The sequence below is a fragment of the Mycetocola reblochoni REB411 genome (assembly GCF_900163835.1).
GTDB classification, from domain to species: Bacteria; Actinomycetota; Actinomycetes; order Actinomycetales; family Microbacteriaceae; genus Mycetocola_B; species Mycetocola_B reblochoni.
Window position 1 is genome coordinate 1 of the sequence record NZ_FUKR01000001.1, and the last position, 22377, is coordinate 22377.

Consider the following 22377-nt stretch of genomic DNA (forward strand, 5'->3'; position numbering starts at 1 on the left):
GTCCCCCGGACGCCCCCGTCCCCCGTGTCGGCGCCATCGGCTCAGTCGGCCGCGAGCCAGTCCGGGCAGACACAGACCTCGGGCGACCAGCGCGCCTCGGCCAGCGCGCGGTCCCCAACCGGGTTGACCCCGGGCCCGGCCGCGAGGGCGTGGCCGATGAGGGCGTGCAGGCATTTCACCCGCGTGGGCATGCCGCCCGCACTGACCCCCGCGATCTCCGCGACCTCGCCGTAGTGCGCGCGGTCAGCCAGGTACGACTCGTGCGCGCGGAGGTACGCCTGCGCCACCGACGGGTCCTCCTCGAGCTCGGCGGCGTACACCGGCATGAGGTGCTCCGCCTCCAGGGTCGACGCCGCGGCGGTGGCGGCGGGATGGCACAGGTAGTAGAAGGTCGGGAACGGGGTGCCGTCGGCCAGCCGCGGCGCCGTTGAGACGACGGTGGGCGAGCCGCACACGCAGCGGGCGGCGATTCCGACGACGTTCCGCGCCGGTCGGCCCAGCTGGGCGGTGACGATCGCGATGTCGCGCTCGCTCGGCTCGTCGAAGGGCGGGGTGGTCATGCTGTCACGGGTCTTCCTGTTCGTCCGGCTCACTCGCCTGCGGGGGTGGGGGTGGCGCCGTCGGCCGGCGCGGGCTCGGTGGTGTCCGGATCGGGGACGGCACCGGGGACCTCGGACACGGTGCGTGCGCCACCGCTGTTGACGATGGAGCCCAGCAGCGCGCTCGGCCACTGCACGCTCGCGGCCTCGACCTCGTCACTGATGTCGCCCGCCGTGCCGGTCAGAGCGCCCTGATCGATGTCGTTGATCACGATGAAGCTGACCTCGCCCGGCTTGACGAAGTAGAGCCGGTCCCTGGCCTGGGAGGTCACGAAGGTCTTGTCGTTCCAGCGCTCGCGCTCGGCCTTCAGCCGCTCGACCTCGTCACGGTCCTCCGTCACGGAACGGCTGAGCTCGGCGATCTGCTGGCGCTGGGCGACGAGCTGCGTGACGTTCGGGGCGAGCGAGGCCACGGCCAGAACGACCAGCCCGAACACCAGTGCCGAGTAGCCGGAGAAGCGCAGGCTCCACAGCCATCCCTGGTCGGTCGCGCCCGTCTGGCGCCGTCGTGATGCCACAGCAGCTGTCCTTCGTCAAAAAGACTCCGGCGGCGGCCCGAGGACCACCGCCGGAGTTCCGTTCATCCAGCTTATGCGGTGAAACGGGGGAACGCGCTGCGACCGGCGTACACGGCGGCGTCTCCCAGCTCCTCCTCGATGCGCAGCAGCTGGTTGTACTTGGCGACGCGCTCGCTGCGGGCCGGGGCACCGGTCTTGATCTGGCCGGCGTTGGTCGCGACGGCCAGGTCGGCGATCGTGGTGTCCTCGGTCTCGCCGGAGCGGTGCGAGAGGATCGCGGTGTAGCTGGAGCGCTGAGCGAGCGACACGGCGTCGAGCGTCTCCGTCAGCGTGCCGATCTGGTTGACCTTCACCAGGAGCGAGTTGGCCGCACCCTTGCGGATGCCGTCGGCCAGACGCGCCGGGTTGGTGACGAACAGGTCGTCGCCGACGAGCTGCACCTTGTCGCCGAGCGCCGGGGTCAGGTGGGCGTAGCCCTCCCAGTCGTCCTCCGCCAGCGGGTCCTCGATGGTGACCAGCGGGTAGTTCGCGACGAGGTCGGCGTAGTAGTCGCTGAGCTGAGCCGAGCTGAGCTTCTGGCCCTCGAAGAGGTACTGGCCGTTCTCGTAGAACTCGGTGGAGGCGACGTCGAGCCCGAGCGCGATGTCGGTGCCGGGGACGAAGCCGGCCTTGCCGATGGCCTCGACGATCAGGTCGAGCGCCGCGCGGTTGTGCTCCAGGTCGGGGGCGAAGCCGCCCTCGTCGCCGAGCCCGGTCGCCAGGCCCTTGGCCTTGAGCAGGCTCTTGAGGGCGTGGTAGGTCTCGACGCCCCACCGCAGCGCCTCGGAGAACGTCTCCGCGCCGACGGGGAGGATCATGAACTCCTGGATGTCGACGCCGGTGTCCGCGTGCGCACCGCCGTTGATGATGTTCATCAGCGGAACGGGCAGGACGTGGGCGTTCGGTCCGCCGACGTAGCGGTACAGCGGCAGGTCGGCGGAGTCCGCGGCGGCCTTGGCCACGGCCAGGCTGACGCCGAGGATCGCGTTGGCGCCCAGACGGGACTTGTTCTCGGTCCCGTCGAGCTCGATGATCGTCTGGTCGACCAGGCGCTGGTCGGTGGCGTCGAGGCCCTCGACGGCGGGGGCGATCTCGCTGAACACGGCGTCGACGGCCTTGAGCACGCCCTTGCCCTGGTAGCGGTCGGCGTCGCCGTCGCGCAGCTCGTACGCCTCGAATGCGCCGGTGGATGCGCCGGAGGGGACGGCGGCGCGGCTGACCGTGCCGTCCTCGAGCAGGACCTCGACCTCAACGGTCGGGTTTCCGCGCGAGTCCAGGATTTCGCGAGCGCCTACGGCCTCAATTTCTGCCACGACTTGACTCCTCGTCTGAAGGGGATGGGCTTTGCTTGGGTCACCGTCAGTCTAGTCAGTGCCGCACCGAGGGGAACGACGTCAGTCGGTCGCGGCGGTGAACTCCCGCACCTCTCCGACCGTTCCGTCGGCGGCCAGCTGCGCGAAGCCGTCGAAGCCCTCCGCCTCGACGCGGTTGAGCAGAGAACGCGTGTTCTTGACCCGGCGCTCCAGCCGCACCTCGTCGCCCGCGGCGACGAACTCCGCCTTCGCCGCGGCGAGCACCGCCGGTGCCGCATCCCTGTCGTGCACGAGCACGATCCGGCGCGGGCGCTCCGCCTGCGACCCGTCGACAAGGTCGACGATCCGCTCGAAGCCGATGGAGAACCCGCACGCGGGGACGTCCTGGTTGATGAAACGGCCGATCATGCCGTCGTAGCGGCCGCCCCCGCCGAGGGCGTAGCCGAAGTCGGGGTGCTCGATCTCGAAGATCGTGCCCGTGTAGTAGCCCATTCCCCGCACGAGGAACGGGTCGAAGACGAGCTTCTCGCCATCGAGCGCGGCACCGAGTGCGGCGAGTTCGGCGATGGAGGGGTCGTCGAGGCCCTCGGGCAGGCTGCGCCGGATGGTCGCCTCGGAGAAGCCCTCCTCCGCGGCGGGGCGCGCGGCGCGCAGGTAGCGCTCGATACCGGCGACGACCTCCGCATCGATTCCGCGGTCCGCGAGCTCAGCGGCAACACCGTCGACGCCGACCTTGTCGAGCTTGTCGAGGGTGATGAGCACCGCAGGGGACTGCTCCTCGGGGACGCCGAAGAAGGCAAGCATCGCGGTCAGGATGCGCCGGTCGTTGATCCGCACGCGCACCCCGTCGAGGCGGAGCGCGGCCAGCGCGGCCGTCGTCGCCTGGATGAGCTCGACCTCGGCGAGGGGTCCCGCCTCGCCGATGATGTCGATGTCGCACTGGACGAACTGGCGGTAGCGGCCCTTCTGCGGCCGCTCGGCCCGCCAGACCGGTCCGATCTGGACCGAGCGGAACACCGGGGGCAGCTCCGCCCTGTGGCTGGCGTAGTAGCGGGCGAGCGGCACGGTCAGGTCGAAGCGCAGGCCCAGGTCGGCCAGGGTCTCGGCGTCGTCCGCCTCGGCGGCCGCGACCAGGTCGTCGTGGCCGAGCCCGCGCCGCAGGACGCTGAACGACATCTTCTCGTTGTCGCCGCCGAGCCCGGAGTGCAGCCGGGCGTGGTCCTCGACCACGGGCGTCTCGATCTCGTCGAAGCCGTGGGCGGAGTACACACGACGGATCGTTCCGAGGATGCGCTCGCGCCTGGCCTTGTCTGCGGGGAGGAAGTCGCGCATTCCGCGCGGCGGGGTGACGGGTGCTGCCATGCACTCATTCTGGCACGCGGCTCAGGCCCGATCGGCCTCGGCGCGACGCTGTCTGCCCTCCAGCTCACGGGTCTGCCGGCGCAGCGCGCCCTCCGCATCGATGCCGTCGGCACGGGCGCGGGCGACGAGGGCGAGTAGGGCGCGACCGTACGCCTCCTCGCGTCCGTCCGCCGGGACGCCGGGCTCACCGGGCCCGGGCACCGCGGGGACGGTCTCCGCCGGTTCAGTCGCCGCGCGTGCGGGCTCCGCGGACGGGGAGGCCGGGGCAGTGGCGGTCCCCTCCCGGTCGGGATCGGCCGCCTCCTCGGCGAGCCGGGCGTCGACCCGGCCGAGGACCTTCTGCGCCCTGGCCACGGCCGACAGCGACGAGGGCACCCCGTCGAGCGCGCTCGTCCGCGACGCCTTCTCCCTGGCCTTCGCCGCCGACCACAGCCGGTCGACGTCCTCGACGGTCTCCGCACGGTCGGGGCCGAACACGTGGGTGTGACGACGCACCATCTTGTCGGTGATGCCGGTCATCACCGCGGCCAGGTCGTAGCCCTCCCCCGCCGACGTGGCGATCTCGGCGTGGAACACCACCTGCCAGAGCACGTCGCCGAGCTCCTCGACGACGTCGGCCGTCGTGCCGGACTCGACCGCCTCGACGAGCTCGGCCGCCTCCTCCAGCAGGTACGGCAGCAGCGCGTCGTGGTCGATCCGCCGCGTCCAGACGCAGTCGCGCCGGATGCGGGCCATGACCGCCTGGAGCCGGACCGCGGCGGCGGCGAGCGCCTCCTCGTCTCGGGGTCCCGCCGAGGGGCCTGTCCCGGCCGCTGTGCTCACCTCGTGTCCCTTCGCTCACCGATGCCGCGACCCGTCCGACCGCGGCACCCGAACCGTCGGCGACGCGGCCGCGCGGGGCGGGCCGCCGCTCCGGCGTCCTCTGTCCCCAGCTTAGGCGCCCGGAGGGCCGTCCTCCGCGGACGGGCGAGCGGCGCGCTATCGTGGTCTGCGGAGTGCCGGGAAGTCTGGTCGGCCGCCGTTCACACGGTGCAATCGTTCATCGAACCGCCGTCGGGCCAACCCGTCGGCGAGGAAAGAGCCCGGAATGGCCGACACCTCCGACACCCCGTACCTCCCCCACACCCCCGCCGACGACGCCGCGAGCTCCGCGGCGACGGCGTCCGGCGCCCCGCACGATCCCGGTGACGCCGGGACATCGCACAACCCGCTGCGCTCCCCCCGACTCGCCGCGGGAATCCTGCTCGCCGCGGCGGTCCTCGCCATCGTCCTGGCGAACAGTCCCCTCGGCCCCACGCTGCTGGCCGTTCAGGCGACGGAGGTGCCGCTCCCCGTCGCCGGGCACACGCTCAGCGTCGGCCACTGGATCAGCGACGGACTGCTCGCCGTGTTCTTCTTCACCGCCGCGATCGAGCTGCGCAGGGAGCTGACGGTCGGCTCGCTGTCCAGCGCCTCGGCGGCGCTGCGCCCCGCCATCGCCGCCGTCGGGGGCGTCGTCGCGCCGATCGCGGTCTACCTGGTCATCGCGGGGTCGAGCGCGCCGGACGGCTGGCCTATCCCTACCGCGACCGACATCGCCTTCGCGCTCGGCGTGCTGGCCGTGATCGGGCGGGGGCTGCCCGGCCGGATCAGGGTCTTCCTGCTCGCGCTCGCCATCATCGACGACATCATCGCGATCATCATCATCGCGGTGTTCTTCACGGACGACCCCCGCCCCGTCCCGCTCCTCCTCGCGGCCGTCGGCGTCGCGGCCGTCGCCGTGCTCAGCAGGACGATGCCGGGGGGCGTGCTGCGCACGGTCCTGCTCATCGTCGTGGGGGTGGCGGTCTGGGCGGCGGTGCTCTCCTCTGGGGTGCACGCGACCATCGCCGGCGTCGCGCTCGGACTGGCACTGGCGTCGGCGCCGGGGGACACCGCCGCGCACCGCCTGGAGCCCGTCGTGAACGGCGCGATTCTGCCGTTGTTCGCGTTCTCGGCCGCCCTGGTGGCGATCCCCTCCGTCCCCCTCGACGAGCTGGCCGCCCCGTTCTGGGCGATCATGCTCGCCCTCCCCCTCGGCAAGCTGATCGGCATCACCGCCGGCGCGCTCCTCGGCCGCCTCGTCGGCTCCGGCGGTGAGCGGCTGACGCTCGGCGACGCACTCGTGGTCGCCAGCCTCGGAGGCATCGGCTTCACCGTCTCGCTGCTGATGAAAGAGCTCGCGTTCGCCGGGGACGAGACGATCGCCACGGAGGGAACGCTCGGGGTGCTCCTGGGTTCGGCGATCTCCGTCGTTCTCGCGGTCGTCGTCGTCGCCGTGCGCCGGAGTGCGCTCCGGCGCACCGCCGGCCGCTGACGGTCAGCCCCGGGCCCTGAGGCCCGGGGCTCGGGACCCGAGCGCTCAGGCCCCGGGTGCTCGGACGGCTGCGTCCGCCTCGACGGGGAACAGCGCGTCGAGCAGCTGCCAGATCCAGGCCAACAGCTCGTCCCCGGAGAGGACCTCGCCGTGCCGTTCCGGGAGGGGAACAAGCAGCGCCTCCGACTGCGTGATGAGCTTCGCCGTGGGATACAGCCGCCTCAGGCGGGTCTGCACCGAGTCGGCCAGGACGACGGGTGCGACGCGCAGCTTCGACCCCATGACGACGAACTCGGACAGGCCCGCCCGCTGCACGCGCTGGCGCAGGCGAGCGACCTGCACGAGGGACTGCACGAGTCCAGGCAGCTCGCCGTAGCGGTCGGTCAGCTCGTCCACGACGAGGTCGATCTGACCGTCCGCCGCGGTCGGCGCCGACGCGGCCGAGAGCTTCTGGTACGCCTCCAGCCGCAGCCGCTCGCTGTCGATGTAGTCCTCGGGGATATGAGCCTCGAGGGGGATCTCGAGCCGGAGCTCGGCCGGACCGCTCTGCTCCTCACCGCGGAACGTCGAGACCGCCTCGCCGATCATGCGCAGGTACAGGTCGAAGCCGACCCCGGCGATGTGCCCCGCCTGCTCGCCGCCGAGCAGGTTACCCGCCCCGCGGATCTCGAGGTCCTTGAGGGCGACCTGCATACCGCTGCCGAGCTCGTTGTTCGCGGCGATCGTCGACAGCCGGTCGTTCGCCGTCTCGCTCAGCGGCCGGGTGGCGTCGTAGAGGAAGTAGGCGTACGCGCGCTCACGACCGCGACCGACGCGGCCACGCAGCTGGTGCAGCTGGCTGAGGCCGTACTTGTCCGCCTGGTCGATGATGATCGTGTTCGCGTTCGAGATGTCCAGACCGGTCTCGATGATCGTCGTCGCGACGAGCACGTCGAACTTGCGCTCCCAGAAGTCGACGACGACCTGCTCGAGCATCGACTCGCTCATCTTTCCGTGCGCAACCGCGATGCGCGCCTCGGGGACCAGCTCGGCGAGCTCGCTGGCGACACGGTTGATCGACTGCACGCGGTTGTGCACGACGAACACCTGCCCCTCGCGCAGCAGCTCGCGGCGGATGGCGGCCTGGATCTGCTTGTCGTTGCGCGGGCCGACGAAACTGAGGATCGGGTGACGTTCCTCCGGCGCCGTCGCCAGCGTCGACATCTCGCGGATGCCGGTGACCGCCATCTCGAGCGTGCGCGGGATGGGGGTCGCGCTCATCGCCAGGATGTCGACGTTCGTCTTGAGCTTCTTCAGCTTGTCCTTGTGCTCGACGCCGAAGCGCTGCTCCTCGTCGATGATGACCAGGCCGAGGTCCTTGAACAGCACGTTGTCGGTGAGGATCCGGTGTGTTCCGATCACCATGTCGACGGTGCCGCGCTCCAGCTCGGCGATCGTCTCCCGTGCTTCCTTGTCGGTCTGGAACCGGCTGAGAGCGCGCAGGTGCACGGGAAAACCGGCGAAGCGCTCCTGGAAGGTCTCCAGGTGCTGTCTGACGAGCAGCGTCGTCGGCACGAGCATCGCCACCTGCTTGCCGTCCTGAATGGCCTTGAACGCCGCACGCACGGCCACCTCGGTCTTGCCGAAGCCGACATCGCCGGACAGCAGCCGGTCCATCGGGATCGGCTTCTCCATGTCGGCCTTGACCTCGTCGATGGTCTGCAGCTGGTCGGCCGTCTCGGCGTACGGGAAGGCCTCCTCGAGCTCCCGCTGCCACGGGGTGTCCGGTCCGAAGGAATGCCCGACCGAGGCCATGCGAGCGGAGTAGAGCTTCACCAGCTCGACGGCGATGTCCCTCACAGCCTTGCGGGCCTTCGACTTCGCCTGCGACCAGTCGCTCCCGCCCATCTTCGACAGCTGCGGCGCCTCACCGCCGACGTAGCGCGAGAGCAGGTCGAGCTGGTCGGTGGGCACGAGCAGCTTGTCGCCCGGACCGCCGCGCTTGGACGGCGCGTACTCGAGCACCAGGTACTCACGCAGCGACTTCTGGGCGTTGCGTCCGCCGGTGGAGACCTCACGCTGGGTCATCTCACGGAAGCGCCCGATGCCGTGCGTCTGGTGGACGACGTAGTCGCCCGCGGTCAGCTTGAGCGGGTCGACGACATTCTTGCGCCGGGAGGCGAGCTTCTTGACCTGGCGGGAGTCGTAGCCGACCGCGCGGCCGTAGAACTCGGCCTCGCCGAGGGCGATGAGTCGCAGCTCCGGCTGCTCGAAGCCGGCCTCCAGCTCGCCCCTGAGCAGGTACACGACGCCCGGCTCCGGCTCGGAGGGGTAGTCGTCGGCGAGGCGTCCGGCGATCTCGCGTTCGGCGAGGACGTCGGCGGCGCGCTCGCGCAGGCCCTCGCCCGCGACGACGACCGCGGCGCTCCAGCCGTCGCGCAGCAGGGCGCCGAGGTGCTCCACGGCGCCGTCGACGCTGCCATGGAAGCTCGGCACCGGGTCGCCCAGGACGCGCTGGGTGAGCATCGCCTCGACATCGATGGCGTCGTCGGGCCCCTGCTGGAACTCGCTGATCGTCCACCACGGCCCCGCCGCATCGCCGCGGGCGACGACGGCCTCGCGCAGCGCCCCGAGGGTGAGGAAGTCGCCCGTCTCGAGCGTGATGGGGGCCTGCGCCCCCGCCGTGGCCGCGCTCCAGGCCGCCTCGAGGAACTCCCTGTTCGTCTCCGCCAGGCTGATGGACCGGGTGGCGACGCGCTCGGGCGACAGAACGGCGACGGCCGCGCCGCGCGGCAGGTAGTCGCTGACAGGGACGAGCCGTTCGACGAGAGCCGGCGCCAGCGACTCCATGCCGTCGACGGCGATGCCCTGCGAGATGCGCTCGAGCATCGACTGCAGCCCGGGGAACTCGTGCTGCATCTCGGCGGCGCGCTGGCGCACCGCCGCGGTCAGCAGCATCTCCCGGCTCGGCGGGAGCAGCAGTTCCTCGACCGGCTCCGAGCCGGAGCGCTGGTCGGCGACCGAGAACGGCCGCAGCTGCTCGACCTCGTCGCCGAAGAACTCGACGCGGACCGGGTGCGGCGACTGCGGGGGGAACACGTCGAGGATGCCGCCGCGCACGGCGAACTCGCCACGCCGGGAGACGAGGTCGACACGGGTGTAGGCCAGGTCGACGAGCGTGCGCGCCGTCTCGTCCAGGTCGACGCCCCTCTGACCGGCGCGGAGGCGGATGGGCGCGACGCTGAGCAGGTTGTCGGCGACCGGCTGCAGGGCGGCGCGCACCGAGGCGATGAGGACGAGCGGCGCCGAGCCGTCCCACTCCTCCATCGCCCGGAGCGCCGACAGCCGCGCCCCGACGGTCTCGGCGCTCGGGCTCAGCCGCTCGTGCGGGAGCGTCTCCCACGCCGGAAGCACGACGACCCGCGCGGAGGGCAGCAGGGTGCGGAAGGCACGCTCGACGGACTCGGCCTCGCGCCCCGTCGCCGTCACGGTCATCAGTGCCGCGGGCAGGCCCCGCTCGTGCCGTCGGCGCAGCAGCGCCGCCAGGAGCGGAACGCGCAGCCCCTCAGCGGCGGAGAAGTCGGAGTCGACGTCGAGCTGGCGCAGTGCCCTGTCGACGGATTCGGCGCGCTCGAGCGCCACGGTCACACCCTGCACAGTCACCGGAACAGTCTAGGACGCACCGGCGACACGGCCGGATCGCAGGGGCCTGCTCGGCAGCCCACGCGGATATGCTGGGGAGAATCGCGTCGACACACATCCAGGAGGACAGCGATGACCCCGAGGACGGCGGGCGCCGACGACTCCACGATGCCGGAGAGGGGCGATGAGCTCATCGCCGAGATCATCGCCGAGCGCAAACGCGTCCAGGAGATGCTCATCCCGAGCATCGTCGGACCGCTGCTGACGGTACCGCTGACGATGGGCCAGCTCAAGGCCCTCGCCATCATCGTCGCCACCTCCCCCGAGATGAGCGTCCAGAACCTCGCCACCGACCTGCACGTGTCCCTCGCGACGACCTCGGGGATCGTCGAGCGCCTCGTCCAACACGGCATGGTCGAGCGCCACGAGGACGCCGTCGACCACCGCGTCCGGCGGCTGGGCGCCACCGCCGCGGGCAGGGCGCTCGTGCTCGAACTCGCCGCGACGACGAGGGAGCTCACCCGCGAGACGCTCGCCGCGCTCGACCCCGACGACCTGCGCGCGCTGCACCAGGGCATGTCCGCGGTGTTCGCCGAGGTGGCGCGCTGCGCCAACGATCAGCCGCGGCCGACCGTGAGCGTGCCCCCGCTGTAACGAACAGGGTGTTCGTCGACCACCGTTCACCGGCGCGTCACCGGCCGGTCCGTTGCCGCGCCTAGCCTCAACCCGGGTCGGAGCCCACCCGCGCGGATATCAGCATCCGTCACTCCGCCCGTACACGAGGAGACCCACCCCGACATGCGTACCCGACGGATCGTCAGCACCGTAGCCCTCACCGCAGCCGCAGCCCTCCTGCTCGGCGGCTGCTCGACCGGCGCCTCCAGCGAGGACAGCCCCGCCGCCACCGCGGAGAGCCTCGCCGACTTCGGCAGCCTCGCCGAGCTCGAGGCGGCCGCCAAGGAGGAGGGCGCGCTCAACGTCATCGCCCTCCCCCGCGACTGGGCCAACTACGGCGCCATTCTCGACCTGTTTGCCGAGCGTTACCCCGAGATCACCATCAACGAGGCCTCACCCGACGTCTCGAGCGCCGAGGAGATCCAGGCGGCGGTGACCAACAAGGGCCTGGACACCGCCCCCGACGTGTTCGACCTCGGGCTCACCGTCGCGCTGCAGAACACCGACCAGTTCGCCCCGTACAAGACGGAGGGCTTCGACGACGTCCCCGATGAGCTCAAGAACGCCGAGGGCCTGTTCGTCGGCGGCTACGGCGGCTTCATGTCGATCGGCTACGACTCGTCACAGTACCCCGAGCCGACCGAGTTCACCGACCTGCTCTCCGACGACTACCGCGGAGCCGTCGCCCTCAACGGCGACCCGACCCAGGCGGGCGCCGCCTTCGCCGCCGTCGGCCTGGCCACGCTGCAGAACGGTGGGACGCTCGACGACTTCACCCCGGGGATCGAGTTCTTCGGCGACATGAACGCCGCAGGCAATCTGCTCAAGGTCGACGTGACCACGGCCACCGTCGCCTCGGGCGAGACCCCCGTCGTGTTCGACTGGGACTACCTCAACGCCGCCCACACGGCCGAGAACCCGGACTTCGCGGTCGTCGTCCCCGAGGGGACCGGCTACGCGAGCTACTACAACCAGGCGATCAACGTCGACGCACCGCACCCCGCGGCGGCCCGGCTGTGGCAGGAGTTCCTCTACAGCGACGAGGTCCAGAACCTCTTCCTCGAGGGCGGCGCCCGCCCCGCGCGCGCCGAGGCCATGTCCGAGGCCGGCACGATCGACCAGAAGCTCTGGGACGCCCTGCCCGAGGCCCCCGCCGAGGTCGTCGTCCCCACGGCCGACCAGAGCGAGGCAGCCGGAACCCTGCTCGGTGAGACCTGGGCCAGCACCATTGGCTGACGCCGTCACCTCGACGGCCGGACGGCGCGGAGCAGAGGGGACACCCAGCGGCGTCCCCTCCCCCGCGCCGACCGGCCGGCACGCCCGGACGCGACCCCGCCCCGGCGCCCTGCGCGCCGCGGCGGGGCTCGCGCCGTTCGCCGTCTACCTGCTGATCTTCCTCGCGGCGCCGACCGTCATCGCGGTCGCCACCGGGTTCACCACCGCCGACGGCACCCCGACGATGGCCAACATCACCGCCCTCGCCGACCCCGTGATCATCGCCACCTTCACCAACTCGCTCTGGCTGTCGGCGCTCACCGCCGTGCTCGGCGCGCTGATCGGCGCCGCCGTCTGCCTCAGCCTGCTCGCGCTGCCCGAGGACGGAGCGGTGCGCCGCAGCGTCGACGCGGCCAGCGGCGTCCTCGCCCAGTTCGGCGGCGTCATGCTCGCCTTCGCCTTCATCGCGACGATCGGCATCCAGGGGCTGATCACCGTCGGGCTGCGGGACGGCTTCGGCATCGACATCTTCGCCGACGGCACCTGGATCTACGAGCTGCCCGGCCTGATCCTGCCGTACCTGTACTTCCAGGTCCCGCTCATGGTGATCACCTTCATGCCCGCGCTCGGCGCGCTCCGCCAGACCTGGGTCGAGGCGGTCCTCACCCTCGGCGGCACGACGGGCGTGTTCTGGCGTCGCGTGGCTCTGCCCGTGCTGGCACCGTCGTTCCTGGCGAGCACCCTGCTGCTGTTCGCCAACGCCTTCTCGTCCTACGCCACCGCGGCGGCGCTCTCCAGCCAGGGATCGGCGATCGTTCCGCTCCAGATCCGGGCGGCGCTGACCAGCGAGACGGTGCTCGGTAGGGAGAACCTCGCCGGGGCGCTCGCCCTGGGCATGCTCGCCGTCATGGCCGTCGTGATGTCGCTCTACGCGCTCATGCAGAGGAGGGCGAGCAGATGGCAGTGACCTCTCCGGCGCCCGTCGCGCCCGCAGTCCCGTCCGGCGCGCGACCCCGCCGCCGGACGGCAGGCCCGTCCCGGCCCGCGCCGCGCACGGCGACCGCCGTCATCACGCTCAGCCTCATCGCCGCGGCGTTCGCGATCCCCCTGATCAGCATGCTCGAGTTCTCGCTGCGCACCGCCGACGGGCATGGCCTGGACCACTGGATCGCGCTGTTCTCCCCCGAGACGGCCGGGCGCTACAGCGTCATCTGGACGGGACTCGGCAACTCGCTCATCCTCGCCCTGGTGACGGTCGCGATCGTCCTGCTGCTGCTGGCTCCGACGATGCTGCTCGTGACGCTGCGCTTCCCCCGGCTGCGGCGGACCATGGAGCTGCTGTGCCTGCTGCCGCTGTCGCTGCCGGCGATCGTGCTCGTCGTCGGGCTGGTGCCGATCTACCTCGGCATCGGCCGCAGCCTCGGGACGGGGGCGTGGACGCTCGCCTTCGCCTACGGGGTGACCGTGATTCCCTACGCCTACCGCGCGATCCAGTCGAACATCGACGCCGTCGACGTCGTCACGCTCAGCGAGGCGGCCAGGACCCTCGGCGCCGGATGGCTCTCCGTCGTGCTGCGCGTGCTCGTGCCCAACCTGCGCCGGGGGCTGCTCGCCGCCTGCCTCATCTCCGTCGCCGTCGTCCTCGGCGAGTTCACCATCGCCTCGCTGCTGAACCGCAGCACCCTGCAGACCGCGCTGTTCGTGGTCAACAAGCAGGACCCCTACGCCGCCGTCATCCTGTCGCTGCTCTCGCTGGCCTTCGCCTACGTGCTGCTCGTGCTGATCGGACGCGTCGGCGGTCCACGCCGCGGCCCGCGCCGCAGAAGGGATCGTGCCACCTCATGAGCACCCTCACCGCCTCAGCCCCGAGCACGGGGCTCACCGTCCGCACCGTGTCCAAGAGCTTCGGCCGCACGACCGTCCTCCACGACTTCGACCTCGAGATCAGGCCGGGCGAGATGATCAGCCTGCTCGGACCCTCCGGCTGCGGCAAGACGACGGCGCTGCGCATCATCGCCGGCCTCGAGTCCCCCGACGGCGGGCAGGTCTTCCTCGGCGACCGCGACGTCGTGTCGGTGCCGACAAACCGCAGGGACCTGGGCATGGTCTTCCAGTCCTACTCGCTGTTCCCGCACCTGGACGTCGCGGCGAACACCGCCTTCGGGCTCGGCATGCGCCGGGTCGATGCGGCCGAGCGCCGCACGCGCACCGCCGAGGCGCTCCGCCTGGTCGGGCTCGAGGCGCACGCCGAGCGCTACCCCCACGAGCTCTCCGGCGGGCAGCAGCAGCGCGTCGCCCTGGCGAGGGCGCTGGTGACCGAGCCCCGCCTGCTGCTGCTGGACGAGCCGCTCTCGGCCCTCGACGCGAAGGTGAGGGTCCAGCTGCGGGACCAGATCCGGCAGATCCAGCTGCGGCTGGGCATCACCACGGTCTTCGTCACGCACGACCAGGAGGAGGCCCTGGCGGTCTCGGACCGGATCGCCGTGATGAACGAGGGACGCGTCGAACAGTTCGACACCCCCGAGCGCCTGTACCGCACGCCGGCGACGAGCGCCGTGGCCGCGTTCATCGGGACCAGCCTGCGCGTCCCCGTCACCGTGCGGGACAACACGGCGCTGCTGTTCGGCCTCGCCGTCGCCCTGCAGGCGCCCAGGGCCGACGGGGAGGCGACCGTCCTCGTGCGTCCGGAGAATGTGATCGTCGTCCAGGCCGAGCCGAACGCGACGGTGCTGAGCTCCAGCTTCCTCGGCGCGACGAGGAGGACGCTGCTGCGCACCGACGAGGGCCTGGAGCTGATCATGCAGCACGGTGCCGAGCAGACCCTCGACGCGGAGCAGCGCGTCTCCGTGTCCGTCCGCCCCGAGCCCGTTCTCGCCGTCTGAGGCCCGCGCGGCCGGCGTCGTAGTCTGGGGCGATGAGCACCTCGATCACGCACGACGCCGACGCCGGCCGCTTCACCCTCCTCATCGACGATGAGCGCGCCGGGTCGCTCGACTACTCCCGCGGCGACGGCCGCGTCGCCATCACCCACACCTACACCGACCCGGCCTTCCGCGGCCGTGGGATCGCCGCGGAGCTGACGGCGCACGCCGTCAGGGCTCTCGCCGAGGACCCTGGCCTGCCGATCGTCGCGGCCTGCCCGTACGTCGCGCACTGGTTCGCGCAGCACCCGGAGCGCGCCCACCTCCTCGCCGGGGCCTGAGCGGCCGACGACGGACCACACCGGCCGACGACGAAAAACGGGAGGGCCCCGACCGTTCGGTCGGGGCCCTCCCGTTCACTCCGCTCCGGTCACCCGGTGTTCTGCAGCCCCGCCGCGACGCCGCTGACGGACAGCAGCAGCAGCCGGCGCAGCTCCTCGAACTCCTCGGGCGAGGTCGTCGGGTCGATGCTGCGGATCCGCCTCAGGGCCCGCAGCTGCAGCAGCGAGAGCGCGTCCACGTACGGGCTGCGCAGCTGCACGGCGCGGCGCAGAACGGGACGCGAGGCCAGAAGGGCCGAGGCGTTGACCGTCTTCGTCACCCACTCGGAGGTGAGCGCCATCTCCTCACGCACCAGCTGAGCGAGCTCGTCGCGGTCGCCGAGCGCGAGGTAGCGCTCCGCGATGCGGGCGTCCGTCTTGGCCAGCGACATCTCGACGTTGTCGATCATCGAGCGGAACAGCGGCCAGCGGGCGTACGCCTGGCGGAGCAGGTCGACGTCGCCGACGGCGGCGAGCGCCGTGCCCAGGCCGAACCAGCCGGTGAGGTTGATCCTCGCCTGGGTCCACGCGAACACCCACGGGATGGCCCTGAGGTCCTCGAGCGACTCGACGGACAGACCCCGTCGCGCCGGACGGGAGCCGAGCGCCAGCCAGCCGACCTCCTCCTGGGGCGTCACCGTCGCGAACCAGGGGGCGAAGCCCTCCGCCTGCACGAGCTCGTAGAAGCGCTCCCGCGAGGTCCGGTCCATGACGGCGGCGAGCTCGGCGAAGTCGGCGGCCGCGGTCGCGTTGCGTTCCCCGGTCGACGGTGCCGCGGCGAGCAGGGTCGCGGCGGCGACCTGCTCGATGTGCCGGGCGGCGATGGTCGGGTGGCCGTAGCGGTCGAAGATGATCTCGCCCTGCTCGGTGAGCTTGAAGCGTCCGTCGACGGAGCCGGGCGGCTGCGCGAGCACCGCGCGGTTCGCCGGGCCGCCTCCGCGTCCGAGGGCTCCCCCTCGGCCGTGGAACTGCGTCACGACGATGTCGTTGCGCTCGGCCCAGTCGGCGATGCGCGCCTGCGCGTCGTAGAGCGCCAGCGTCGCGGAGACCGGTCCGACGTCCTTGGACGAGTCCGAGTAGCCGAGCATGATCTCCATGCGCCGGCCGTTCTGCGCGAGCCGGGCCTTGACCTGCGGGATGTCGAGTGCGGCGGTCAGGATGTCCGTGCTGGCACGCAGGTCGGCGAAGGTCTCGAACAGCGGAACGACGTCGAGCGTCGGCGCGTCCTCGGGCGAGCCGAGCGCGACCTCGGCGAGCCGGTAGACGTTGGCGATGTCCTCGGGCGACTGCGTGAACGAGATGATGTAGCGTCGCGCCCCGTCGGTGCCGTAGCGCCCCTGGATGTGGGCGATCGCACGGAAGACGTCGAGGACCTCCGTCGCCTCGTCGCCGAGCTTCTCGCCCGCGTCGATGGCGTCGAGGGTGCGCTGGTGGATCTTGGCGTGCTGGCGGACCTCGAGCTCCGCGAGGTGGAACCCGAAGGTCTGCACCTGCCAGATGAGGTGCTGCAGCTCGCCGTACGCGGCGCGGTCGTCCCCCGCGGCCCGCAGCGAGTCCTGCACCACGCGCAGCTCGGCGAGCAGCTCCGCCGCGTCGGCGTACGCCGCGTCCGCGGTGCGCTCCCTCGTCGCCCTGATGCGCTCGGCGATCATGAGCACCGCACGGCGGTGCGGCTCGTTCGGTGAGCGGCCGGCGATGTCCTCGGCCAGCTCCGCGTCGATGTCGGACAGTCGCGACCAGAGCCGGAGCAGCTCGGGGCTCGGCGGGGTGTCGCCCGCGTCGACCGTGAGGGTCCGGCCGATCCGGTTGGCGGCGTTCTCGAGGCCGCGCAGCACGTGCTCCCCGGCGATCGATGCCGCGGCACGGGTGATCTTGGCCGTGACGTTGGGGTTCCCGTCGCGGTCCGCGCCGATCCAGCTGCCCAGCTTGACGAACGGCGGCATGATCGGGGCCTCGCGCTCGTGCCCCTCGCCGCGCAGGTCGGTATCGAGCTTGCGGTACACCTCGGGCAGCGACTCGAACAGGGTGTCGTCGAAGATCGTCATCGCCGTGCGGACCTCGTCCAGCGGTGTCGGCTTCTCCGCCCGCAGCGGGGCGGTGCGCCAGAGCAGGTCGATCTCCTCGCGGAGGCGTCGCTCGTTGTCGCTGAGCAGGCGACCGCCCACGCGGGGGTCGTCGCGCTCGGACAGGAGCGCGCTGATGCGCTTGATCGCGGAGGCCACGGCACGGCGCCTGGCCTCTGTCGGGTGCGCGGTGAAGACGGGCCGGAACTCCAGACCGGCCAGGCGCTTCGCGGCCGCGCCGTCCCCGACCTCCTCGGCGAGCTGGTTGTAGGCGGCGGCGAGGCTGTCGTCGGGCGACTCCCCCGTGCGCTCCGCGGCACGCTCGCGCAGCACCCTGACGCGGTGGAACTGCTCGGCGAGGTTCGCCAGGTGGAAGTAGCAGGTGAAGGCGCGGGCGAGCTGCTCGGCACGCTCGCTGCTGAGCGACTCGACGAACTCCTCCGCCTCCTCGATGCGGGTCCCGCCCTGACCGTCGTTGGCGTAGGCGCGGATGGTGAGCCGTCGCAGGCGCTCGACGTCGTCGAGGAGGTCCTGCCCTCCGGCCTCGCGGAGGACGTCGCCGAGCAGTGCCCCGAGCAGCCGGATGTCGGCGCGGAGCACCTCAGGCATGTCGTTCACTGCCGGGATCGTCCCCGTCAGGGGCGCCGGTTCCTGGGGGTTGGGGGCTGAATGAGTCATCGAATAGCACAATAGCGACTCGACGCGTCTTCGACGGAATGCTGGCGGGCCCACCCGTCGGTGCCGCGGGTTTCCGACGCGGTCGGATCGGCCTCATGACGCCGTGTGACGGCTGCCCCCGGCCACGGATCTCACGGGCGGGGCTGCAGCGGCGACGGCGCCGTCAGCGCGGATCGGCGGGCGCGTGCACCCGCTGCTGCGCGGTGGCCAGGTCGCTGTCGAGCAGGAGCTCGACCGCGTCGGCTCCGTCGGAGACGTGGTTCGCCAGCGCGGCGCGCTCGCTCGAGGAGAAGCCGGAGAGGACGAAGTCGGCGACGTCCTGACGTCCGGGCGGACGGCCGATGCCCATGCGGACGCGGGTGAAGTCGGCGGAGCCGACCGCGGGGATGATGTCGCGGAGTCCGTTGTGGCCGCCGTGTCCGCCGCCGCGCTTGAGCCGGATCGTGTCGAACGGGATGTCGAGTTCGTCGTGCACGACGATGAGATCCTCGGGCGCGACCGAGTAGAAGCGGCACAGCGCCTGGACGGGCCCGCCGGAGAGGTTCATGAAGCTGTTCGGCTTGGCCAGGATCATCTTCGTCCCTCCCGGCCGGTTCCAGGCCTCGGCCACGCGCGCGTTGGCCTTGTGGCTGCCCCAGCGCGCTCCCGCCCTCGCCGCGAGCTCGTCGACGACCATCTGACCGATGTTGTGGCGCGTCGCCGCGTACCGGTCGCCGGGGTTCCCCAGTCCGACGATCACTCGCGTCCGTGCCGCCATGTCGGGGCCGCCTTCCTTCTGGTCGATGTCGCCGAGCCCGAGCGGGTGTGCTCCGGGCGGGGTCGGGGTCCGGCCGGGTCGGCCGGACAGGGCGACGCCCGCCAGGCGTCTGATCTGATCGAGCAGACCCCTGGCGGGCGTCGGAGTCACCGGGACTTACTCGGACTCGGTCTCGGCCTCGGCCTCGTCAGCGGTCTCCTCGTCGGTCTCCTCCGGGGCGGGGACGGCGATCTGGACGACGAGCAGCTCGGCGTCGTCGAGCAGCGTGGCGCCCTCGGGCAGCACGATGTCCTTGGCGTAGACGTGCTCGCCCTCGTTGCGCCCCTCGACGGAGACGACGACGTTCTGCGGGATCGAGGTCACGCCGACCTCGAGGTTGACTGCGCCGACCTCGAGGGTCGCGACGGTGCCGGGGAAGCTCTCGCCGTCGGTGTGCACGGGCACCTCGACCTGGACGCGCTCGCCCTTCTTGATGACGACGAGGTCGATGTGCTCGATGACCTGGCGCACCGGGTCGCGCTGGACGTCCTTGATGAGGGCCAGCTCGGTCGTGCCGTCGATGCTGAGCTCGATGACCGCGTTGGCGCGGCGGGTGATCAGCAGCAGCTGGTGGCCGGGGAGCGCCAGGTGGCGGGGCTCGGTGCCGTGACCGTAGATGACGGCGGGGATCTGGCCGGAGGCGCGGAGGCGGCGTGCGGCGCCCTTGCCGAAGCTGTCGCGGATGTCCGCGACGACGAGGTTGTTCTCGCTCATTGCTCACTCGTTTCTGGGGCTGGGCCCCGTTGGTGTGACCAGGCCGGGGGTGCCGGACCGGTTTGTCGTCAACTCGAACGCAGGACAGCGTGAGGAAAAGCCGGATGCTCGCCCGCCGCGTCGATCACGGAACCATCTCTGGTCCCCTCGCCGAGGTTCCGGACAATCGTAGCGCACGACCGCCGCGCGCCGACACGCCCCGGCCCGGATCGGCGCCCCGAGCGAGGGCTAGTATTGATTTACACAGTAAAACTATTCCCGCACCGGAGCGGTGCGAAGTTCTGGAGCGTCACCGATGACCACGACCGACCCCGACTGGGTGCTCACCGGCACCGACCCCGTCAGCGACTCCTACCACCCCACCTTCACGGGCAACGGCCACCTCGGCGCACGGATCCCCGCGGCGGGACAGGGCTTCAGCCCCGCGCCCGTCCCCACGCAGTTCCCGATCGCCGGGTACTACGGAATCCAGGACGGGTTCCAGGTCCGTGCGAGCGGCCCGGCGTGGACGGGGATGCCGCTGAGCGACGAGGGCGGCGCGTTCGACGCCGCCCTGGCCGCCGACGACGTGGACGGGCGGATCGACGACTACGCGCAGAGCCTCGACCTGCGGACGGGGGCACTGCGCACCTCGGCCCGGTGGGCGTCACCCTCGGGTGCCGTCTACGACCTCGCCTACACGGTCATCGCCGACCGTGCCGACGACCGCAGGGGCGTCGTCACCCTCGAGGTCGTCGCGGACAGGGACGCGGAGATCACCGTCGGCGACGTGCTCGACATGCGCGCGGCCACGATGGTCGCCCGTACCACCGCCGGCAGGGACGCGGACACGACGACGCTCGCGCTCGACATCGTGCTCGAGGGCACGGGCGTGGTCTGCGCCGTGCGCTCCCGCCTCGACGGGCCCGGCACCCTCGCGTCGAGGGACGCTGCGCACCTTCCCTCCGGCTCCATCGCCCAGCAGCGCCGCACGGTACTGCGCGCGGGCGAACCGGCGACGTTCCGGAAGGTCGTCGGCATCAGCACGGGAACCGGCCCCGCGCAGGCCGCCGTGGCTGCCGAGGAGGCGCAGCACAGCATCGACGACGCCGCGGCCCGCGGCCACGACGAGCTGCGCTCGGCGCACGACGAGGCGTGGCGGCGGCTGTGGCGCGGGGACATCCGGGTCGACGGCGACGACCTCCTGCAGCAGCAGATCCGCGCGAGCCGCTTCTACCTCCTGGCCAGTGTCAACGCCCGACGGCCGTTCTCGCTGTCACCGGCCGGGCTGTCCTCGGACGGCTACGGCGGTCACGTCTTCTGGGACACCGAGACGTGGATGTGGCCCTCGCTCGTGCTCCAGGACCCGGAGCTGGCCGAGTCCGTGCTCCGTTACCGGGCCGACCGGCTCGACGACGCCCGGCTCGCGGCCGCGCGCGGAGGCGATGCGGGGGCGCGGTTCCCGTGGGAGGGCGCGCTCGACGGCTTCGAGCACACCCCGGCGACCGAGTTCGGCGAGACGGAACTGCACATCGTCTCCGACGTGGCGCTGGCGTGCTGGCAGTACTACCTCGCGACGGGCGACGCCGACTGGCTCCGCGACGTCGGCGGCCCGATCATCTCCGGCGCGGCCGACTTCTGGGGCGGCCGGGCGACCACCGGGGACGACGGCCTGCTGCACATCGCGAACGTCACCCCTCCCGACGAGTGGGCGCAGGCCCACGACGACTCCGCGTACACGAACGCGGCCGCGGCGGCGGTCGCACGCATGGCACTGCGGACCTCCGAGCTGACCGGCGGCCCCGTGTCCGCGCCGTGGTCGGTGCTGGCCTCGTCGATGTTCATCCCCCACGACCCGGTCAGGGGCGTCACGCTCGAGCACGCCGACTACGACGGCGCCCGCATCAAGCAGGCCGACGTCGTGATGCTCGGCTACCCCTGGGAGCACGAGCAGGACGACGAGCTCACGGCACGCGACCTCGACTACTACGCCTCCAAGGTGACGGAGCACGGCGGCCCCTCCATGACGGACGCGATGCACTCGATCGTCTCGGCCGGGCTCGGCCGCTCCCGCGACGCGTACTGGTACACCAAGCGCAGCGCCGACCCGTTCCTGCGCGCCCCGTTCCAGCAGTTCGCCGAGGAACGCGACGGCGGCGCCTTCACCTTCGTGACGGGTGCGGGAGGCTTCCTCCAGGAGTTCCTGTACGGCTACTCCGGCCTGCGGCTGCGCGAGGACGGCGTGGTCCTGCGTCCGCTGCTGCCGGCGGCGCTCGACGGGATCACCCTCACGGGACTGCAGCACAGGGGGACGCTGTTCGCGATCGCGATCGGCCCGCGCGTCACGACGGTCTCCGTCCAGGAGGGGCCGGGGCTGACCGTGCACAGCGACGTCGGCGTCGTCGAGGTCGCCGCGGGCGGCTCCGCGACGATCCCGACGCGCGTCTCCGTCGACGCCGACGACTCGCGGGGCCACGGCACCCGGCTGCGGGAGGTGCGCCGCGAGCCGCGCGCCCGCGCGCCGCGGCCGGACGGAGCGCTGTTCTCCGCCGCCGACCTCGAGCTGACACGGGTCGAGGTGTTCGACGACGCGGACCACACCCGCGTGGTGGCGACCGTCGCCGGCGAGATCGCGAATCCGTGGGCGGGTGAGGCGATGAGCGCTCACGGACTCCACATCTACCTCTCCGATGCCGACAGCGACAACGGAGTGACGGACGCCGACGGTCGGCAGCCGGGCCACGACGGTCTGCTGCCCGGCCTGCCGACGGCTGCGCCCGCCCACTGGCGGTTCGCGCTCGTCGGAAGCGGGCTCGAGCAGGGCGGCCCGTCCGGCACCGGGCTGTACGACGCGTCCGGCACGCTCGTCTCCCCCGTGCGGCTCACGGTCGCCCGCCGCTCGGAGATCGTCCTCACCGTTCCGACGTCGGCGCTCGACGGCGTCGAGCTGCGTTCCGCCGCGATCACGGCCCTGCTGCTGGACAACTCCGGCGGCCACACGGACCCCGAGACCGCCCCACTCCCCCCGCTCGCCCCGCGCGTCGCCGACACGCTGAGCTCGGTCGCCGACGGGGACGGCCCCGGCCAGGGCAACGACCTCGGCGCGGGCACGGACACCGGAGGGACGCGGGAGGGCTCGGCGCGGCCGTAGACAGCTCTGCGCAGTCGCAGACAGCGCGGCGCCAGGCCCCTGGTCGACGCCGGCGCCTCGCCGAGCATCGGGACGACC

At 72.0% G+C, this 22377-nt stretch carries 17 protein-coding genes; 8 read left to right on the forward strand and 9 right to left on the reverse strand.

Features of this window, described 5'->3' with window-relative positions; translation table 11 throughout:
• Positions 1–41: 41 nt before the first annotated feature.
• From FM119_RS00005 to FM119_RS00025, 5 genes are all read right to left on the reverse strand, one after another.
• Complete coding sequence (locus tag FM119_RS00005) at positions 42–560, reverse strand: DUF501 domain-containing protein (RefSeq protein WP_087135645.1); 519 nt, start codon at positions 558–560, stop codon at positions 42–44.
• Between the two features lie 29 nt (positions 561–589).
• Complete coding sequence (locus tag FM119_RS00010; RefSeq protein WP_087135646.1) at positions 590–1117, reverse strand: FtsB family cell division protein; 528 nt, start codon at positions 1115–1117, stop codon at positions 590–592.
• 71 nt (positions 1118–1188) lie between these two features.
• The gene (gene eno, locus FM119_RS00015; RefSeq protein WP_087135647.1) at positions 1189–2469 is read right to left on the reverse strand and encodes a phosphopyruvate hydratase; all 1281 of its coding nucleotides are present in this window, start codon (positions 2467–2469) and stop codon (positions 1189–1191) included.
• An 81-nt stretch (positions 2470–2550) separates the two neighbouring features.
• On the reverse strand, positions 2551–3831 hold the full coding sequence (gene hisS, locus FM119_RS00020) for a histidine--tRNA ligase (protein ID WP_087135648.1): 1281 nt from the start codon (positions 3829–3831) through the stop codon (positions 2551–2553).
• Positions 3832–3852: 21 nt separating this feature from the next.
• Positions 3853–4653, reverse strand: a complete 801-nt coding sequence (locus FM119_RS00025) for a MazG nucleotide pyrophosphohydrolase domain-containing protein (RefSeq protein WP_245827143.1) — start codon at positions 4651–4653, stop codon at positions 3853–3855.
• 265 nt (positions 4654–4918) lie between these two features.
• On the opposite strand from FM119_RS00025, the gene FM119_RS00030 reads away from it, so the two are divergent.
• Positions 4919–6166, forward strand: a complete 1248-nt coding sequence (locus FM119_RS00030; protein WP_087135649.1) for a Na+/H+ antiporter NhaA — start codon at positions 4919–4921, stop codon at positions 6164–6166.
• Between the two features lie 45 nt (positions 6167–6211).
• Here the strand turns inward: FM119_RS00030 and mfd are convergent, their stop codons facing one another.
• Positions 6212–9808 carry a transcription-repair coupling factor gene (gene mfd, locus FM119_RS00035; protein ID WP_087135650.1) on the reverse strand — a complete coding sequence of 1199 codons (3597 nt, stop codon included), beginning with the start codon at positions 9806–9808 and terminating at the stop codon, positions 6212–6214.
• 111 nt (positions 9809–9919) lie between these two features.
• On the opposite strand from mfd, the gene FM119_RS00040 reads away from it, so the two are divergent.
• From FM119_RS00040 to FM119_RS00065, 6 genes are all read left to right on the forward strand, one after another.
• Entirely contained in the window at positions 9920–10441 is a 522-nt protein-coding gene (locus FM119_RS00040) for a MarR family winged helix-turn-helix transcriptional regulator (protein WP_087135651.1), read from the forward strand.
• Positions 10442–10585: 144 nt separating this feature from the next.
• Entirely contained in the window at positions 10586–11698 is a 1113-nt protein-coding gene (locus tag FM119_RS00045; protein WP_087135652.1) for an ABC transporter substrate-binding protein, read from the forward strand.
• Positions 11691–12644 carry an ABC transporter permease gene (locus FM119_RS00050; protein ID WP_087135653.1) on the forward strand — a complete coding sequence of 318 codons (954 nt, stop codon included), beginning with the start codon at positions 11691–11693 and terminating at the stop codon, positions 12642–12644. The genes FM119_RS00045 and FM119_RS00050 overlap by 8 nt, the downstream gene beginning before the upstream one ends.
• Positions 12635–13522 (forward strand): ABC transporter permease, encoded by an 888-nt coding sequence (locus tag FM119_RS00055; RefSeq protein ID WP_087135654.1) that lies wholly within the window; start codon positions 12635–12637, stop codon positions 13520–13522. The genes FM119_RS00050 and FM119_RS00055 overlap by 10 nt, the downstream gene beginning before the upstream one ends.
• A complete protein-coding gene (locus FM119_RS00060; protein ID WP_087135655.1) occupies positions 13519–14559 on the forward strand; it encodes an ABC transporter ATP-binding protein in 1041 nt (346 codons plus the stop codon). Before FM119_RS00055 ends, FM119_RS00060 begins: the two co-directional genes overlap by 4 nt.
• A gap of 32 nt (positions 14560–14591) precedes the next feature.
• Positions 14592–14879, forward strand: a complete 288-nt coding sequence (locus FM119_RS00065) for a GNAT family N-acetyltransferase (RefSeq protein WP_087135656.1) — start codon at positions 14592–14594, stop codon at positions 14877–14879.
• Between the two features lie 89 nt (positions 14880–14968).
• On the opposite strand, the gene FM119_RS00070 is transcribed toward FM119_RS00065, so the two are convergent.
• From FM119_RS00070 to FM119_RS00080, 3 genes are all read right to left on the reverse strand, one after another.
• Positions 14969–17590: a phosphoenolpyruvate carboxylase gene (locus tag FM119_RS00070; RefSeq protein WP_087135660.1), complete on the reverse strand. Its 2622-nt coding sequence runs from the start codon at positions 17588–17590 to the stop codon at positions 14969–14971.
• Between the two features lie 232 nt (positions 17591–17822).
• A complete protein-coding gene (gene pth / locus FM119_RS00075) occupies positions 17823–18416 on the reverse strand; it encodes an aminoacyl-tRNA hydrolase (protein WP_087135661.1) in 594 nt (197 codons plus the stop codon).
• Positions 18417–18572: 156 nt separating this feature from the next.
• Complete coding sequence (locus tag FM119_RS00080) at positions 18573–19169, reverse strand: 50S ribosomal protein L25/general stress protein Ctc (protein WP_087135657.1); 597 nt, start codon at positions 19167–19169, stop codon at positions 18573–18575.
• Positions 19170–19464: 295 nt separating this feature from the next.
• Here FM119_RS00080 and FM119_RS00085 point away from each other — a divergent pair, with 295 nt between their 5' ends.
• Positions 19465–22299 carry a glycosyl hydrolase family 65 domain-containing protein gene (locus tag FM119_RS00085; RefSeq protein WP_087135658.1) on the forward strand — a complete coding sequence of 945 codons (2835 nt, stop codon included), beginning with the start codon at positions 19465–19467 and terminating at the stop codon, positions 22297–22299.
• Positions 22300–22377: the final 78 nt, after the last annotated feature.

Bases quoted from the DNA above. Each gene is read 5' to 3' on its own strand.
- FM119_RS00005 (WP_087135645.1), bottom strand. From the start codon at position 560: ATGACCACCCCGCCCTTCGACGAGCCGAGCGAGCGCGACATCGCGATC.
- hisS (WP_087135648.1), bottom strand. From the start codon at position 3,831: ATGGCAGCACCCGTCACCCCGCCGCGCGGAATGCGCGACTTCCTCCCC.
- FM119_RS00030 (WP_087135649.1), top strand. From the start codon at position 4,919: ATGGCCGACACCTCCGACACCCCGTACCTCCCCCACACCCCCGCCGAC.
- FM119_RS00040 (WP_087135651.1), top strand. From the start codon at position 9,920: ATGACCCCGAGGACGGCGGGCGCCGACGACTCCACGATGCCGGAGAGG.
- FM119_RS00045 (WP_087135652.1), top strand. From the start codon at position 10,586: ATGCGTACCCGACGGATCGTCAGCACCGTAGCCCTCACCGCAGCCGCA.
- FM119_RS00055 (WP_087135654.1), top strand. From the start codon at position 12,635: ATGGCAGTGACCTCTCCGGCGCCCGTCGCGCCCGCAGTCCCGTCCGGC.
- FM119_RS00060 (WP_087135655.1), top strand. From the start codon at position 13,519: ATGAGCACCCTCACCGCCTCAGCCCCGAGCACGGGGCTCACCGTCCGC.
- FM119_RS00065 (WP_087135656.1), top strand. From the start codon at position 14,592: ATGAGCACCTCGATCACGCACGACGCCGACGCCGGCCGCTTCACCCTC.
- FM119_RS00070 (WP_087135660.1), bottom strand. From the start codon at position 17,590: ATGCCTGAGGTGCTCCGCGCCGACATCCGGCTGCTCGGGGCACTGCTC.
- pth (WP_087135661.1), bottom strand. From the start codon at position 18,416: ATGGCGGCACGGACGCGAGTGATCGTCGGACTGGGGAACCCCGGCGAC.
- FM119_RS00080 (WP_087135657.1), bottom strand. From the start codon at position 19,169: ATGAGCGAGAACAACCTCGTCGTCGCGGACATCCGCGACAGCTTCGGC.
- FM119_RS00085 (WP_087135658.1), top strand. From the start codon at position 19,465: ATGACCACGACCGACCCCGACTGGGTGCTCACCGGCACCGACCCCGTC.